Genomic DNA, 14,696 nt, shown 5'->3' on the forward strand with positions numbered 1-14,696 from the left:
GCCTCGAAGGAGCGGATTTGCCACGACGCGACGGCAGTGTGATGATCCGCTCGTGTTGCTGAACGGCGTGGCTTCAAGGACGAGGCGATATGACGGCATCAAACAGGACTGGTCTCTCGAAGAAGGTTGTCGGTCTTGTGGGCAGCATTTGCTGCCTGCCAGTAGCGGCTCAGGTCAGCGAACCGGGGTCCACCTGGCAATTTGAAATCACCCCTTACTTGTGGCTTTCGACCATGCCACTGCACGTGGACGTCGGCGCCACTGGATCGAACGGAGCCAACCCCCCTTTCCCTGTCGCTGATACGAGCCTGGACTTCGCCGGCATGGTCGCCATGGAGGCGCGCAAGGGACCTTGGGGAGCGCTCGTCGATGCTCAGTACGTCAAGCTCGGCGTCACGGGCTCTCCGATAGTCGCGACGCTTACGCCGTTCTCGAACGTCGACCTGACGTATGCCCAGCAAATCTGGAATCTGCTTGGGCTCTATCGCGTGACGGATGGCCCTGTTGCGATCGACCTTCTCGCCGGTGCCCGCTATCTCCACGTCAAGACAGACACCGAAATCAGTGCGCTGTCATTGCCAGGCATCGTTGGCGGGACGCGGAACAAGGGCTGGTGGGACGGCGTTGTCGGCGCCCGCGCGCTCATGCCAATCGACGCGAAGTGGTCGTTGCTGGGCTACCTCGACGTCGGAGGAGGTGGCTCCGAACTGAGCTGGCAGGCGATCGCCGGCGCGAACTATCGCTTTTCGAATGACATCGCGGTCAAGTTCGGCTACCGCTATTTCAGCTTCAAACGCGATGACGCGCCGGTAATCAAGGCGAGCATGGGAGGCTTGTACGCGGGCGTTGGATTCAAGTTCTGATCGTGCCGCCATTCGATCGCCGGATCGGAGGAGCCAATGCTCACCGAAAGTGCAGGGAGTTGTAGTGGCTCACAAGACCTGAAAAGGAGAAAGCTGTGGAACGTCGAAAAATTTTGATCATCGTTGCAGCGCTCACCTCGTTGCTGGCCAGCAGCGCGTACGCGCGAGACAAGGCCGCGCACCAGGCAGAGGTCAAGGCAAAGGCCATGCAGGCGCTTCAAGACTTCTACCAGGCCGATCCCGCGATCAAGGACGCGGTGAACAAGGCACCCGGCTACGCGGTGTTCACTACCTACGGCTTGAGCTTCGGCCTTGGCGGAGCGGGCGGAAAGGGATTGGCGCACGACAGCAAGTCCAAGAAGGACACCTACATGAGCATCGCGCAGGCAAGCGCGGGCTTGCAGGTGGGGGCATCGGACACGCGATACCTTTTCGTCTTCAATGACGCCAAGTCGCTCGCCGACTTCATTAACAAAGGCTGGGATGCCTCTGTCGGAGCTGGCGCGGGCGCAGGCACGGGCAAGGAGGAGGCGAATGTCAAGGCGGGTGCCATCGCTTTCACGGGCGGCACTGCTTATGTTCTGACGAAGACGGGACTTCAGGCTGGAGTCGCCCTTGGAGGCTCCAAGGTCTGGAAGGACAAGGATCTGAACTAGGGCAAGCGGCGCGATCGGTAGACGCGCGCCGGGTGCTGCTTCCGATGGATGGCTGCGCCGCAGCGCCAGCTGCAGCCATATCGACTAGGTGCTCGGCGGCTGCGTCCGATTCGCCCGGCGGATGACTTGTGGCGGCTGGCCATACGCGCGCAGAAACGCTCTGCGCATCCGATCGGGATCGACGAAACCGGTGTCCCTCGCCACGGTTTCGATTGGCAGATGTTGCGATTCGATCATCAGTCGGGCCGCCTCGGTCCGTAGTCGCTCGACGGCCTTCGCCGGCGTCTGCCCGGTCTCTTCCCGGAACACGCGGCCGAACTGCCGCGGACTCAGATGGGCCGCTTCGGCCAACTCGTCGACTGAAAGCTCGTTCGTCAGATGACGCTTCGCATATTCGAGCGCCTTCTGGATGCGATCGGTACGTGGCGTCAGGTCCAGCAGGGCGGAGTGTTGCGACTGGCCACCCATGCGTCGGTGATAGACCACCATTCGCTTGGCCACGAACTTGGCAATTTCGGAGCCGCAATCTTCTTCGACAAGCGCCAGTCCCAGGTCGATGCATGCCGTCGCCCCGGCCGATGTCCATATGGCCCCGTCCTGCACGAAGATGCTGTCTTCCTCCAGCTTGACCGCGGGATGGTCGCGCTTCATCTTGCCCACGTGCGCCCAGTGCGTCGTTGCACGCTTGCCATCGAGCAGCCCGGCTTGCGCCAGGTTGAAGGCGCCGGTACAGGCTGCGCCGAGTCGGCGTGAGCGCCGCTGCGATTTCTTCAGAAAGGCGAGCAGCCCGGCGGACCCTTCGGTCACGACGGTGTCGCCCACCACCAGCACGGTGTCGTAGCGCGCATTGCCGAACGGCTTCGTCCCGACCTCGACGCCGCAGGAGGACGCGACTGCGCCCCCGTGCTCGGACAACAACTCGTGCGTGTAGAGCGGCTCATCCAAGGACATGTTGGCGTACTCGAACACTGAAACGACTGCCAGCGTGAGCAGCTGGAATCCGGGATACACGACAACGCCGACGCGGATCATTGAAACTCTCCTTCATGGCCTGAAAAGACGGAAACGCGACGTTTACGCCATGGGAGTTTAACGCGAAGATTTGTCCAGGTCGAGAACGGCGATGCACTCGCTCACCGTCTTTGGTCACAACAAAAGGAAAGACGATGGACAAGCGACTACTCGTATTGGCACTAGGGATGTTTGCGTTGGGAACGGACACTTTCGTCGTGGCCGGCGTGCTCCCGCAGATCGCCCACTCATTCAACGTCGACATCGCGATCGCCGGCCAGTTGACGACGGTCTACGCGATCGCCTATGCGCTGCTGGCACCGACTGTCGCCGCGGTCGCCGGCAACGTTCCCAGAAAGCAACTGATGCTCGCCGCACTGATCGTGTTCGTGCTTTCCAATCTCGCGACGGCGATGGCACCAACGTTCGCGATCGCGTTGATCTCACGCGCCTTCGCGGGCCTTGGGGCGGCGATGTACGCACCGACAGCGACCGGAACGGGCGCGACGATCGTCGCGCCAGAACGTCGAGGCCACGCAATTGCCATCATCGTCGCCGGACTGACGGCGGCCACGGCGCTCGGCTCACCGATCGGCACCGTCCTGGGCGGGCTCAACGACTGGCGATGGACCATGTACTTCGTCTCCGCCATCGGCGTGGCAGCCGGTCTCGGGATCGGGGGGCTCCTGCATCACGTGCCGCTGCCGCCGAAGATCGCTCTCAGGGACCGCCTGGCTCCCTTGCGTGACGCACGGGTCGGGTGGACCTTGCTCACCACCTACCTCGGGATGGCAGGGAACTTCCTCGTCTATGTCTATTTCTCTGTGGTCTTCGATCGCGTCTTGGTCAATGCGTTCATATTCGGCGCCTTGCTGGTCGTGTGGGGTGTCAGTGGCACCGTCACCAACGTGGTGCTCTCACGGGTGCTGGACAGGGTCAGCCCCACGAAGCTGATGTTTGCCGTGCTGGCCGTTCAAGCCATTGACATGGCATTTCTTCCTTGGACCAGCGCCTCGGTCTGGTCGGCCGCGCTGGCCATCGCGGTGTGGGGCGCCACTGGCTGGGGCATCCAGGGGCCGCAGCAGTTTCGGCTGGTGAATATCGCGCCGAGCATCGCACCGGTCCTGCTGGGCTTGAACACTGCAGCAACCTATCTGGGAGTGACGACGGCGGGCATCCTGGGCGCAGTCGGCATTCATCTGATGGGTGCCCACTACCTCAGCTTCCTGAGCGTCGGCGTCTTCGTGCTGGCGATCTTCACGTCCTACATGGCCGGTCGCCGCATTGATGCCCGCCACACTGCGGCCTCCGCGATCGCGTCGCAGCCGGTGCGTGCCTGAATGCGGCCCGGTGATCGGTAGCTTGCAGGACACCCGGCCACTCCCTATACTTATCCAAATGGCTAACCAATGCGCCGAGCCCGCAGCTCTCACCGACATCTTCTATGCCCTGGCCGATCCCACGCGCCGGGACATCGTGAGCATGCTGGTCCGCGGGCCGGAAACAGTTTCGGTGCTCGCAGCGCCGTTCGACATGGCGTTGCCTTCGTTCATGAAGCACCTGTCGGTGCTGGAGCGAAGCGGGGTCATCCGCTCGGACAAGGTTGGCCGCGTGCGCACTTGCGAGCTTGTGCCAGCGTCGCTGAACGACGCGGAGCGCTGGCTGGCCGAGGAGCGTGCGACATGGGAAGCGCGCACCGATCGCATGGTCGCCTTCGTAGAGAGACTTCACCAGGAGAACACCCGTGCCCAAGGAAAACGCAAACGCCGCCAGTGAGCAGGACCTCGTCATTTCGCGCATCGTCCGCGCGCCACGCAAGCTGCTGTGGCAGGCGTGGTCCGACCCACGACTGCTCAAGGAATGGTGGTGCCCACGGCCGTGGACCACGGAGGTGCGCGCCTTCGACATGCGTCCCGGCGGCAACTTCCACACCTTCATGCAGGGGCCGGATGGCGGTACCAGCGACAACCCCGGTTGCTTCCTCGAAGTGGTACCTGAATCGCGCATCGCGTTCACATCGATGCTGACGGGCGGATGGCGCCCAGCGACGCCGTGGATGGCCTTCTCGGCCGTCATCACCATGGCCGACGAGGCCGAAGGGACCCGCTATGTCGCGACGGTGATGCATCCCGACAAGGCGACGCGCGACCGCCACGAGGAGATGGGCTTCTACGACGGCTGGGACACCTGTATCACGCAGCTCGACGAGTTTGCGCTGACGCTGCGCTGAGTCAGAGTCGCGCTTCGGCGCGCCCGATGCCCGGGAATTCGACCACCACGGTGTCACCCCTCTGCACCGGCAGCACGCCGACCCACGAGCCTGTTGTGACCACGGTGCCTGCTGGCACGGTTGCGCCATCGCGCGTCACATGTCGCAGCCAGATCGGCAGCAGCCAGGCAGGGTCACCCATCGAATGCGCACCCTTGCGCAGATCAGGCGCGTTGCTGCCGACGCGCGTCTCGCAAACCTGCGCAGCCCAGTCGCGTGCTGCATAAGGCACCCAGGCGCCCAGCACAAGCGCGCCATGCGATTGCTGGTCTGCGAGCTTCAGCAGGGCTGCTGTCTGCGCCGGGTCTTGCCAACGCGAATCGACGATCTCGATCGAGACGGTCATCGCGTCGATCAAGGCTGCTGCGCTCTCCGGCGTGAGCGTCGCAGCGCGTTTGGGCGTCACAGCCTCGCCGAGGCGTAGGGCGATTTCGGATTCGATGCCCGGCGTATTGAAGTGCATGTCGCCGTAGTTCGCTGGGCTGGCGCGCACGCCCGGCGGTGGCAAGGGGGCGTGTGTCAGCACGGCATCGCGCGAAGGGCCGCCGGATTTCCAATGGCCGGGCACGGCCGCACCGAACCAGCCCATCGCTTGTGCCACGCGATCCTGCATGGCATAGGCCTGCGCAGCGTCGCGGACGCTGCCTGTCCACGCCGCAGAGTCCAAGGTGCGGCGCTCGCGCCATGCCGAGGCGAGGGCTGCCGAGAGGTCTGTCATGCGTCCACCTTCACCTTGCCGTCCTTGACGACCTTCGCCCATTTGTCGATTTCGCTCGAAATGAACTTGGCGAACTTGTCGCGCGAGCCGCCGCCGTCTTCGGCGCCGTAGGCATCGAGCCGCTCTTGCACGTCCGGCATCGCCAGCACCGTGTTGACGTCACGATTGATCTTGTCCGCGATGCTGGACGGCAGCTTGCCAGGGCCTGCGAGTCCGTACCAGGTGGTGGCTTCGAAGCCGTCGAAGCCCTGCTCCTGCATGGTCGGAATGGTGGGGTGACCCTTGGCGCGCTTGGTCCGCGTCTGGGCCACGCCAATCACCTTGCCGCTCTTCACGTGCGGCGTGGCCGCCGTCATCGTCTCGAAGCTGTACTGGATCTGGCTGCCCATTAGGTCGGTCAGCAGGGGCCCGCTGCCTTTGTAGGGCACATGCATCGCATCGACCTTCGCCTGCAGCTTGAACATCTCCAGCGCCAAATGCTGCGCAGAGCCGGAGCCGGCCGAGCCGAAGCTCACCTTGCCGGGCTCTGCGGCGCAAAGGGAAACGATGTCCTTGACCGTCACGGCCTTCTGCGTGGGGCTGGCAATCAGCAGGTTGGGTGTCACGCCAACCAGCACGATCGGCACGAAGTCGCGCTCCACGTTGTAGCGCAGCTTGGGCTGCAGGCTGGGCGCGAGGGCGTGGCTGTTGATGTGCGCCATCAGCAGCGTGCTGCCATCGCTCGGCTGAGTTGCCACGTACTCGGCTGCGAGCACGCCCGCGACGCCGCCCTTGTTCTCGACGATGACCGTCTGGTTCCACATCACGGAGAGCTTCTGTGCGACCACGCGGGCCAGTGCATCGGTGCCGCCGCCCGGCGGGAAGCCCACCACGATGCGCACGGGGCCGGAGGGCCAGTCCTGTGCGAACACGCTGGGCATGCCGAGAGTGGCCGCTGCCGCGCCTGCGGCCTGGATGAATGAACGTCGCTGCATGTTGTCTCCGTTTTTTTGGTGAACGCGTGGGTGTTCAGGCGGCCTTCCGCAGCGCGGCCGGCGCGGCATGTGCGGCGAAGTAGTCCATCGTGGCCTGCACGCCGCTTCCGGCGAGCTTCACGCCGGCGAGCTTCAGGCCCATCTCGACACCCGCGACCATCGCGACGAGCGTGAGGTCGTTGCTGTCGCCGAGGTGGCCCATGCGGAACATGCGGCCCTTGAGCTTGCCCAGCCCCGTGCCCAGCGACAAGTCGAAGCGCTGGTGGATCAACCGGCGCAGCGCATCCGCATCGACGCCTTCGGGCGTGATGACGCCCGTCAGCACCGGCGAGTACACAGCCGGGTCCGCGCACTGGATCGGCAGGCCCCATGCATTCACCGCGGCGCGCACGCCGGCACCCCAGCGTTGATGGCGCGCGAAGACGTTGTCCAGGCCCTCGCCGAGGATCATGTCCAGCGACTCCGAGAGGCCATAGAGCAGATTGGTGTTGGGCGTGTACGGCCAGTACCCGTCCTTGTTCATCTCGACGATCTCGTCCCAGGCCCAGAACGAGCGCGGCAGCTTGGCGCTCTTCGATGCTTCGAGCGCGCGCGGCGAGATGGCGTTGAAGCTGATGCCCGGCGGCAGCATCAGGCCCTTTTGCGAGCCGCTGATGGTCACGTCCACGCCCCATTCGTCATGGCGGAAGTCCGCGCTCGCGAGGCCGGAGATGCTGTCGACCATCAGCAGGGCGGGGTGGCCAGCCGCATCGATGGCGCGGCGCACCGAAGCGATGTCGGAGGTGACGCCGGTGGAGGTCTCGTTGTGCACCACGCATACGGCCTTGATCTTCTTGTCCGTGTCCTTGCGCAGGCGCGCCTCGATCTGGTCTGCCTGCACACCGCGGCGCCAACCCGGCGCGTACGGCAGATGCTCGTCGGTGCCGTTGAAGGCGAGGAACTCGGTCGAGATGCCCAGCCGCGTCGCCATCTTCTGCCAGAGCGATGCGAAGTGGCCGGTCTCGTACATCAGCACGTGATCGCCGGGGCTCAGTGTGTTCGACAGTGCGGCCTCCCAGGCGCCGGTGCCCGAAGCCGGGTAGATCACGACGGGGTGCTGCGTCTTGAAGATCTTCCGGATGCCCGCGAGCACCTGCCGGCCGAGCACGCCGAACTCGGGCCCGCGATGGTCGATGGTGGGCAGGCTCATCGCGCGAAGGATGCGGTCGGGCACCGGGCTCGGGCCGGGGATCTGCAGGAAGTGTCTGCCGGTGGGATGGGAGTCGAGTTGAAGCATGGAGCCGTCCTTTCTTTTTCAGTTTTGCATTCAAAACGCAAAATCTCATGATGGTTATCACCTAGACACTGTGCTTGAGACCGTCTGAATTTGCATTCAAAATGCAACTCAAGGAAATGAACCCATGGCGGAAGTAATCGAAATCTCGCGTCTCGCGCTGCATGACCAGGTGGCGTCCCGGCTGCGCACGATGCTCATCGAAGGGCAGATCGCACCCGGCGCCAAGCTCAACGAGCGCGAGTTGTGCGAGCAGTTGCGCGTCTCGCGGACCCCGCTGCGCGAAGCCATCAAGCTGCTGGCGGCGGAGGGGCTGGTCGACCTGCTGCCCAACCGGGGCGCGGTGGCCGTCAAGCTGACGGAGGCCGATGTGGTCAACACCTTCGAACTGCTGTCGATGCTCGAAGCCATGTCCGGCGAACTGGCGGCCCAGCGCATCACCGACGAAGAACTGGCCGAGCTGCGTGCGCTGCACTACGAAATGCTGGCGTGCTTCTCGCGGCGCGACCTCTCCGGCTACTACCGCATCAACGCGCGAATCCACGCGGCGATCAACGACGCGGCGAAGAACCCGCTGCTAACGAGCACCTATCGTTCGATCAACGCGCGCGTGCAGTCGCTGCGTTTTCGCACCAACCAGAACGAGACGAAGTGGGCGGATGCGGTCGCCGAACACGAAAGGATGATCGTGGCGCTCAGTGCGCGCGACCCCGCCGCGATGCGCCAGGTGCTGATCGAGCACCTCAACCGCAAGCGCGACACCGTGCTGGAGCTGCTGCGCGCCGGCGAAATCTATCCACGGCCCAACGCGGCCAAGACCTGAAGCCTCACCCATGCGCATCGAGCCAGCGAGCCATCTCCAGCCAGCCGGTACCGTCCTTCCCCCCAACGAAACCTGCGAGGCGCTCGCAAGGCGCCTGGCGGCCGAAACGCAGGGCGAAGTGCTCTTTGACGACGCATCGCGCGGCCGCTACGCGACCGATGCGTCGATCTACCAGGTCATGCCGGTGGGCGTGCTGGTGCCCAAGACCGTGCACGACATCGCGACCGCCATCGACATCGCGCGCGATCTCAAGGTGCCGGTGCTCGCGCGCGGTGGCGGCACCAGCCAGTGCGGCCAGACCACGGGTGCGGCGCTGGTGATCGACAACAGCAAGCACTTCCGGCGCGTGCTGGACCTCGATGTCGAACGGCGCACCGTCACCGTCGAGCCGGGCATCGTGCTCGATCACCTCAACGCGCAACTCAAGCCGCACGGGCTCTGGTATCCGGTCGATGTGTCCACCAGCGCGCAGGCCACGCTCGGCGGCATGGCGGGCAACAACTCCTGCGGCTCGCGCTCCATCGCCTACGGCAACATGGTGCACAACGTGGTTGGCGCGAGTGCGTGGCTGTCGGATGGCGAACTGGTCGACTTCGGACCGGTGTCAGGATTGAACGCGCGGGCGAGCGACATCGCGCTGCACGTGAAGCAACTGGCGGTGCAGCATCGCAGCGAGATCCACGCCCGCTGGCCCAAGGTGATGCGCCGTGTTGCCGGCTACAACCTCGACATCTTCGACAACCAGAGCGAGAAGCCGTACACCAGCGACGGCAGCGTCAACCTCGCGCACCTGCTGATCGGCTCGGAAGGCACGCTGGCCTACACGCGCGACCTCACGCTGAAGCTGTCCGAGCTGCCGCGCGCCAAGGTGCTCGGCATCGTCAACTTCCCGAGCTTCCATGCGGCTATGGATTCGGCGCAGCACATCGTCAAGCTGGGCCCCACGGCGGTCGAGCTGGTCGATCGCACGATGATCGAGCTGAGCCTCGCCAACCCGGCCTTCAAGCCGACGGTCGAGACCGCGCTGATCGGCCGGCCCGCTGCGATCCTGCTGGTCGAGTTCTCGGGCAGCGACAAGGCTTCGCTGCTGCCGAAGCTCAAGGACCTCGTCGACCTGATGGGCGAACTCGGCCTGCCGGGCAGCGTGGTCGAGATGCGCGACGACGCTCCGCAGAAGAACCTCTGGGAAGTGCGCAAGGCCGGCCTCAACATCATGATGAGCCTCAAGGGTGACGGCAAGCCGGTGAGCTTCATCGAGGATTGCGCGGTGCCGCTGGAGCATCTGGCGGAGTACACCGACGGGCTCACCGAAGTCTTCGCGAAGTACGGCAGCCGCGGCACCTGGTACGCGCATGCATCAGTGGGCACGCTGCATGTGCGGCCGATCCTGGACATGCGCACCGACGGCGCGACCAAGATGCGCGCCATTGCCGAGGAAGCTGGTGCACTGGTGCGCAAGTACAAGGGCGCTTTCAGCGGCGAGCACGGCGATGGCCTGTGCCGTGGCGAGTGGATCGAATGGCAGTTTGGTCCGGCGATCAACGAAGCCTTCCGTTCCATCAAGCAGAAGCTCGACCCGATCAATCTCTTCAATCCCGGCAAGATCATCGATCCACCGAAGATGGACGATGGCTCGCTCTTCCGCTTCGCGCCCGCGACTGCGCCCAAGCCGTACCGGCGCATCGCGCTCACGCCCGTGCTCGACTGGTCCGCATGGAATGTGCAGGCCGATCCGGTGACGGAAGTGACGACCACGCCGGGCACCGGCGGCGACGTCACGGGTGGCTTCGCCAAGGCCGTGGAGATGTGTAACAACAACGGCCACTGCCGCAAGTTCGACGCCGGCACGATGTGCCCGAGCTACCGCGTGACGCGCGACGAGCAGCACCTCACGCGCGGCCGCGCCAACACGCTGCGGCTCGCGATTTCCGGCCAGCTCGGCCCCGACGCCTTCACCAGCGAGGCCATGCACGAGACGATGGATCTCTGCGTCGGCTGCAAGGGCTGCAAGCGCGACTGCCCGACCGGCGTCGACATGGCAAAGATGAAGATCGAGTTCCTGTCGCACTACAAGAAGAAGCACGGGCACACGCTCAAGGACAAGCTCATCGCCCGGTTGCCGGACTACGCGCATGCCGCGAGTCGCGTGCCGTGGTTGCTCAATCTGCGCAACACGGTGCCGGGTGCGCGCTGGCTCGGCGAAAAGGTGCTGGGGCTTTCAGCGAAGCGCTCGCTGCCCGAGTGGCGCAGCGACACCTTCTGGCGCACCAGCGATGCATCGATGTTCGCGAGCCGCGAGCAGGCCATCGCTGCTGCGCGCGAAGGCCGCAAGGTGGCGGTTCTCTTCGTCGACACCTTCAATGGCAACTTCGAAAGTGAGAACGTACTGGCGGCGGTGCGCGTGCTGAAGGCCGCCGGCTATGCGCTGCACACGGTGCAGAAGGATGGAGGTCATCACTGCTGCGGCCGCACCTATCTAGCAAACGGCATGGTGAGCGAGGCCAAGGCCAAGGCGGGGGCGTTGATCGACGCACTGCTGCCGCTGGCCGAGGCGGGCATCTCGATCGTGGGGCTCGAACCCTCGTGCCTCCTGACGCTGCGCGACGAGGCGCTGGTCATGGGCCTCGGCGCGAAAGCGGAGGCGGTTGCCGGCCAGGCGTTGCTGTTCGAGGAGTTCATTGCGCGCGAGGTGAAGGCGGGGCGCTTCCAGCTCGCGCTCAAGGCGGTCGACAAGCCGATCCTGCTGCACGGGCATTGCCACCAGAAGGCTTTTGGCGCCGTCAGTCCGATCCTCGATGTCCTCAAGCTGATCCCCGGCGCTAAGCCGGAATTGATCGAGAGTTCATGCTGCGGCATGGCGGGGAGCTTCGGCTACGAGGCCTCTCACTACGAGGTCTCGATGCAGATGGCGGAGGCCAGTCTTCTGCCTGCGGTGCGCAAGAACCCTGACGCCATCGTCGTGGCAGACGGCACGAGCTGCCGCCACCAGATCGCCGACGGCGCACAGCGCGATGCGATCCACGTGGCGATGCTGCTTTCTGCGCAACTCGACTGAGGAACCAAGGCTCCTGTACACTGCGGCCCCATGTCGTGCCTTCCACTCCAGACCGCCATCAGCGCCGCCCCCATGGGCCGCATGATGCCGTCCGCCTTCGCGCGGGCAGTGCGGGCAATGGATGCACGAATGATTACCACCATTACCACCGCGGCCACCTGAGCACGCGCAGGTGGCCGTTCCGGCAGCCACCTGGTGTCTCTCTCTTCTCCCCGAATGAATGAAACCCAGCTCTGGCAGCTGGGTTTTTTCGTTCATGTCCGGAGAAGTCCATGTATCGCGATCCCGTCCAGTCTCTCGAACCGTTGCGCAGCCCTCGCGCGTTCATCCGTCCCTTGCGCGTGGGCATGATCGGCATCGGCACTGTGGGCGCAGGCACCTTTCGCGTGCTCGCCCGCAACCAGGCCGATATTGCCGGCCGGGCGGGTCGGTCGATCGAGATGGTGATCGTCGCGGCCCGCAACCTCGCGCGTGCCGCCGGGATCGTGGGCGAGGACGTCGCGCTGACGGATGACCCGCTGCACGTGGCCACCCATCCCGACGTGGATGTGGTGGTCGAGGTGGCCGGCGGCACCGGCCCGGCGCGCGACTGGGTGCTGGCCGCGATCGGCCATGGCAAGCATGTGGTCACCGCCAACAAGGCGCTGCTGGCGGTGCACGGCACGGAGATCTTCGCCGCCGCGCGGCAACACGGCGTCGCGGTCGCCTACGAGGGCGCGGTGGCGGTGAGCATCCCCATCATCAAGGCCCTGCGCGAAGGCCTCGCGGCCAATCGCATCGAATGGGTGGCCGGCATCATCAACGGCACGACCAACTTCATCCTGAGCAAGATGCGCGACGAAGGCCTGGACTTCGGCGCCGCGCTGGCGCAAGCCCAGGCACTCGGTTATGCAGAGAGCGACCCGAGCTTCGACGTCGAAGGCGTCGATGCTGCCCACAAGCTCACGCTGCTGGCCGCCAATGCCTTCGGCATGCCGTTGCGATTTGCCGATGCGCAGGTGACGGGCATTGACGCACTGCAAGGTGTGGACGTGGCCTGTGCCGAACAGCTCGGCTTTCGCATCAAGCTGCTGGGCGTGGCCCGCCGGACGGAAGAGGGCGTCGAGTTGCGCGTGCAGCCCGCGCTGGTGCCGGCTGCGCACCTGATGGCCAACGTCAACGGGTCGATGAACGCCGTCATGGTCAAGAGCGATGCGGCAGGCCTGACGATGTACTACGGCGCGGGGGCGGGTTCGGAGCAGACCGCATCAGCGGTGATTGCCGACCTCGTGGACGTGGCTCGCCTCGAGGGCACGCATGCCGCGCAGCGGGTGCCGCACCTGGGTTTCCAGGCGCACGCGATGAACACCTTGCCCGTATTGCCCGGCGCCTCCGTATGCACGCCGCACTACATGCGCGTGCCTGTGCGGTCCGCGGCGGATGTCGAAACGGTGGCTGCCTGGCTGGCAGTGCAGAAGCTTCCGGTGCGGCAGGTGGTGCTGGCGGCTGAGCGGCCCGGCATGGGCGCACAGGTCCTTGTGCTGACGGAGCCTGTCGTGCAGGCATCACTGGACCTGGCGGCGCGCATGCTGGAGGCGCATCCCGTTGCGGCTGGCGCGGTGACGACGCTGCGGGTGGAGGAGCTTGGCGCTTGAGCGCGGCCTGGGCGCGTGCTCAAGCAGCGGGTCGAACCGCCACCGCCTCGATCTCCACCTTCACGGGCGCGATCAGCCCGGCGATCACCGTCGATCGCGCGGGCGCGCGCTCCGGAGCGAAGCGCTCCGCGTATGCCGCATTGAAGCCCGCGTAGTCCGAAGAGTCGGTCAGCCACACGGTGGTCTTTACCACGTCCGCGAGCGTGCAGCCCGCCTCGGCGAGGATCGCGGCGATGCTGTCCAGCGTGGCGTGTGTCTGGCCGGCGATGTCGGAGTGGCTCGGACGGCCCGAAACCATGGGCACCTGGCCCGAGACGAAGACCAGCCGGTCCCACGCCACGGCGGCCGAGATCGGCTGCCGCTGGCCGCCTCGAACGACGGCGCCGATGCGCTCGATGGACGGTTGTGTCGCGTCCATCAGTCGGGCTTGGCGCCGGAGCTCTTCACGATCGCTGACCACTTCTTCACCTCCGCATCGAGGAAAGTCTTGAACGCGGCCGGCGTCGTTCCCTCCATGAGAAAGCCGCGCGATGCGAAGTAGTCCTGGATGTCCGGTGCCTTGATGGCCTTGTTGACCTCGGCGCTGATCTTCGCCACCAGGTCCGGCGGCGTCGCCGCGGGGGCGAACAGGCCCTGCCAGGAGAGCGCCTCGAAGCCGGGGTAGCCGCTCTCGGCCACCGTCGGCACATTGGGCAGCAGGGGATGTCGCTGCTTCGACGTGACGGCGAGCGGCCGCAGCTTGCCGGCCTCCAGTTGCGGCATGACCACCAGCAGGTCGCCGAAGGTCGCATCGATCTGCCCGCCCATCAGGTCCGTCAGCATGCCGGCGCTGCCCCGGTACGGTATGTGCACCATCGAGGTCTTCGTGGCCTGCTTGAACATCTCGCCGGTCAGGTGCATGGACGTGCCGTTGCCTGCCGATCCATAGCTGATCGCCCCCGGCTTGGCCTTGGCGAGCGCGATGAATTCGGCCAGCGTGTTGGCCTTGACCGCCGGGTTCACCGTGACCACGAGCGGCGCGCTCACGACCATGGATACGGGCGCGAAATCCTTGATCACGTCGTACGGCAGCTTGGGGTAGAGCGCCTGCGCGATCGCGTTGCTGCCGGTCACGCCCATCAGCAGGGTCGTGCCGTCCGGTGGTGATTTGGCGACGAAGTCCGCGCCGACCGTGCCGCCTGCGCCCGCACGGTTCTCCACGATCACGGGCTGGTTCCACGCGGCGGCCAGCTTCTCTCCGATGCGGCGCGCCAGCAGGTCGGTGCTGCCTCCGGGCGTGAACGGCACCACGATGCGCACGGTCTTCGCGCCTTGAGCCTGCGCGGTTAGCGGAGCGAGAAGGGGCAGGGCCAGGACGGACGAGGCGCCGGCGGCGAGATGGCGCAGCGTCTGGCGGCGCGACAACAGGGACTTCATGGGG

At 65.4% G+C, this 14,696-nt stretch carries 14 protein-coding genes; 8 read left to right on the forward strand and 6 right to left on the reverse strand.

Annotated elements, in window-relative coordinates; all coding sequences use genetic code 11:
• Positions 1-89 precede the first annotated feature (89 nt).
• Together FHW64_RS13145 and FHW64_RS34730 are read left to right on the forward strand one after the other, a co-directional pair.
• Positions 90-863 (forward strand): outer membrane protein, encoded by a 774-nt coding sequence (locus tag FHW64_RS13145; RefSeq protein WP_184526789.1) that lies wholly within the window; start codon positions 90-92, stop codon positions 861-863.
• Positions 864-958: 95 nt separating this feature from the next.
• Complete coding sequence (locus FHW64_RS34730; protein ID WP_184526791.1) at positions 959-1,519, forward strand: YSC84-related protein; 561 nt, start codon at positions 959-961, stop codon at positions 1,517-1,519.
• Positions 1,520-1,603: 84 nt separating this feature from the next.
• Here the strand turns inward: FHW64_RS34730 and FHW64_RS13155 are convergent, their stop codons facing one another.
• Positions 1,604-2,551 carry a GlxA family transcriptional regulator gene (locus tag FHW64_RS13155; RefSeq protein ID WP_184526793.1) on the reverse strand — a complete coding sequence of 316 codons (948 nt, stop codon included), beginning with the start codon at positions 2,549-2,551 and terminating at the stop codon, positions 1,604-1,606.
• A 134-nt stretch (positions 2,552-2,685) separates the two neighbouring features.
• Between FHW64_RS13155 and FHW64_RS13160 the strand changes: the two genes are divergently transcribed.
• Genes FHW64_RS13160 through FHW64_RS13170 form a run of 3 tightly spaced genes read left to right on the forward strand, consistent with a single transcriptional unit; the run spans position 2,686 to position 4,760 of the window.
• Positions 2,686-3,870 (forward strand): MFS transporter, encoded by a 1,185-nt coding sequence (locus FHW64_RS13160; protein WP_184526795.1) that lies wholly within the window; start codon positions 2,686-2,688, stop codon positions 3,868-3,870.
• 58 nt (positions 3,871-3,928) lie between these two features.
• Entirely contained in the window at positions 3,929-4,306 is a 378-nt protein-coding gene (locus tag FHW64_RS13165; protein WP_184526797.1) for a helix-turn-helix transcriptional regulator, read from the forward strand.
• The gene (locus FHW64_RS13170) at positions 4,275-4,760 is read left to right on the forward strand and encodes an SRPBCC family protein (RefSeq protein WP_184526800.1); all 486 of its coding nucleotides are present in this window, start codon (positions 4,275-4,277) and stop codon (positions 4,758-4,760) included. Before FHW64_RS13165 ends, FHW64_RS13170 begins: the two co-directional genes overlap by 32 nt.
• A gap of 1 nt (position 4,761) precedes the next feature.
• On the opposite strand, the gene FHW64_RS13175 is transcribed toward FHW64_RS13170, so the two are convergent.
• From FHW64_RS13175 to FHW64_RS13185, 3 genes are read right to left on the reverse strand one after another with little or no spacing between them, the layout of a single operon-like run.
• Positions 4,762-5,517 (reverse strand): fumarylacetoacetate hydrolase family protein, encoded by a 756-nt coding sequence (locus tag FHW64_RS13175; RefSeq protein ID WP_184526802.1) that lies wholly within the window; start codon positions 5,515-5,517, stop codon positions 4,762-4,764.
• Complete coding sequence (locus FHW64_RS13180) at positions 5,514-6,491, reverse strand: tripartite tricarboxylate transporter substrate binding protein (protein ID WP_184526804.1); 978 nt, start codon at positions 6,489-6,491, stop codon at positions 5,514-5,516. The genes FHW64_RS13175 and FHW64_RS13180 overlap by 4 nt, the downstream gene beginning before the upstream one ends.
• Positions 6,492-6,525: 34 nt before the next feature.
• Positions 6,526-7,767 carry an alanine--glyoxylate aminotransferase family protein gene (locus FHW64_RS13185; protein WP_184526806.1) on the reverse strand — a complete coding sequence of 414 codons (1,242 nt, stop codon included), beginning with the start codon at positions 7,765-7,767 and terminating at the stop codon, positions 6,526-6,528.
• A gap of 124 nt (positions 7,768-7,891) precedes the next feature.
• On the opposite strand from FHW64_RS13185, the gene FHW64_RS13190 reads away from it, so the two are divergent.
• The 3 genes from FHW64_RS13190 to FHW64_RS13200 all read left to right on the forward strand — a co-directional run bounded on the left by FHW64_RS13190 (position 7,892) and on the right by FHW64_RS13200 (position 13,276).
• Positions 7,892-8,587, forward strand: coding sequence for a GntR family transcriptional regulator (locus FHW64_RS13190; protein ID WP_184526807.1), 696 nt, complete (start codon positions 7,892-7,894; stop codon positions 8,585-8,587).
• Positions 8,588-8,597: 10 nt separating this feature from the next.
• A complete protein-coding gene (locus FHW64_RS13195) occupies positions 8,598-11,642 on the forward strand; it encodes an FAD-binding and (Fe-S)-binding domain-containing protein (protein WP_184526809.1) in 3,045 nt (1,014 codons plus the stop codon).
• A gap of 272 nt (positions 11,643-11,914) precedes the next feature.
• Complete coding sequence (locus FHW64_RS13200; protein WP_184526812.1) at positions 11,915-13,276, forward strand: homoserine dehydrogenase; 1,362 nt, start codon at positions 11,915-11,917, stop codon at positions 13,274-13,276.
• Positions 13,277-13,295: 19 nt separating this feature from the next.
• On the opposite strand, the gene FHW64_RS13205 is transcribed toward FHW64_RS13200, so the two are convergent.
• Both FHW64_RS13205 and FHW64_RS13210 read right to left on the reverse strand, forming a co-directional pair.
• A complete protein-coding gene (locus FHW64_RS13205) occupies positions 13,296-13,694 on the reverse strand; it encodes a RidA family protein (protein ID WP_184526814.1) in 399 nt (132 codons plus the stop codon).
• The gene (locus FHW64_RS13210) at positions 13,694-14,692 is read right to left on the reverse strand and encodes a tripartite tricarboxylate transporter substrate binding protein (RefSeq protein WP_184526816.1); all 999 of its coding nucleotides are present in this window, start codon (positions 14,690-14,692) and stop codon (positions 13,694-13,696) included. Before FHW64_RS13210 ends, FHW64_RS13205 begins: the two co-directional genes overlap by 1 nt.
• Between the last annotated feature and the right edge of the window lie 4 nt (positions 14,693-14,696).

It is taken from the genome of Variovorax sp. Sphag1AA, assembly GCF_014192575.1.
In the GTDB taxonomy this organism is placed as follows: Bacteria; Pseudomonadota; Gammaproteobacteria; order Burkholderiales; family Burkholderiaceae_C; genus Variovorax.

What these genes read in the sequence shown, in the direction of transcription:
- FHW64_RS13155 (WP_184526793.1), bottom strand. Translation starts at nt 2,551, where the DNA reads ATGATCCGCGTCGGCGTTGTCGTGTATCCCGGATTCCAGCTGCTCACG.
- FHW64_RS13145 (WP_184526789.1), top strand. Translation starts at nt 90, where the DNA reads ATGACGGCATCAAACAGGACTGGTCTCTCGAAGAAGGTTGTCGGTCTT.
- FHW64_RS13205 (WP_184526814.1), bottom strand. Translation starts at nt 13,694, where the DNA reads ATGGACGCGACACAACCGTCCATCGAGCGCATCGGCGCCGTCGTTCGA.
- FHW64_RS13210 (WP_184526816.1), bottom strand. Translation starts at nt 14,692, where the DNA reads ATGAAGTCCCTGTTGTCGCGCCGCCAGACGCTGCGCCATCTCGCCGCC.
- FHW64_RS13175 (WP_184526802.1), bottom strand. Translation starts at nt 5,517, where the DNA reads ATGACAGACCTCTCGGCAGCCCTCGCCTCGGCATGGCGCGAGCGCCGC.
- FHW64_RS13165 (WP_184526797.1), top strand. Translation starts at nt 3,929, where the DNA reads ATGGCTAACCAATGCGCCGAGCCCGCAGCTCTCACCGACATCTTCTAT.
- FHW64_RS13160 (WP_184526795.1), top strand. Translation starts at nt 2,686, where the DNA reads ATGGACAAGCGACTACTCGTATTGGCACTAGGGATGTTTGCGTTGGGA.
- FHW64_RS13190 (WP_184526807.1), top strand. Translation starts at nt 7,892, where the DNA reads ATGGCGGAAGTAATCGAAATCTCGCGTCTCGCGCTGCATGACCAGGTG.
- FHW64_RS13195 (WP_184526809.1), top strand. Translation starts at nt 8,598, where the DNA reads ATGCGCATCGAGCCAGCGAGCCATCTCCAGCCAGCCGGTACCGTCCTT.
- FHW64_RS13185 (WP_184526806.1), bottom strand. Translation starts at nt 7,767, where the DNA reads ATGCTTCAACTCGACTCCCATCCCACCGGCAGACACTTCCTGCAGATC.
- FHW64_RS13200 (WP_184526812.1), top strand. Translation starts at nt 11,915, where the DNA reads ATGTATCGCGATCCCGTCCAGTCTCTCGAACCGTTGCGCAGCCCTCGC.
- FHW64_RS13180 (WP_184526804.1), bottom strand. Translation starts at nt 6,491, where the DNA reads ATGCAGCGACGTTCATTCATCCAGGCCGCAGGCGCGGCAGCGGCCACT.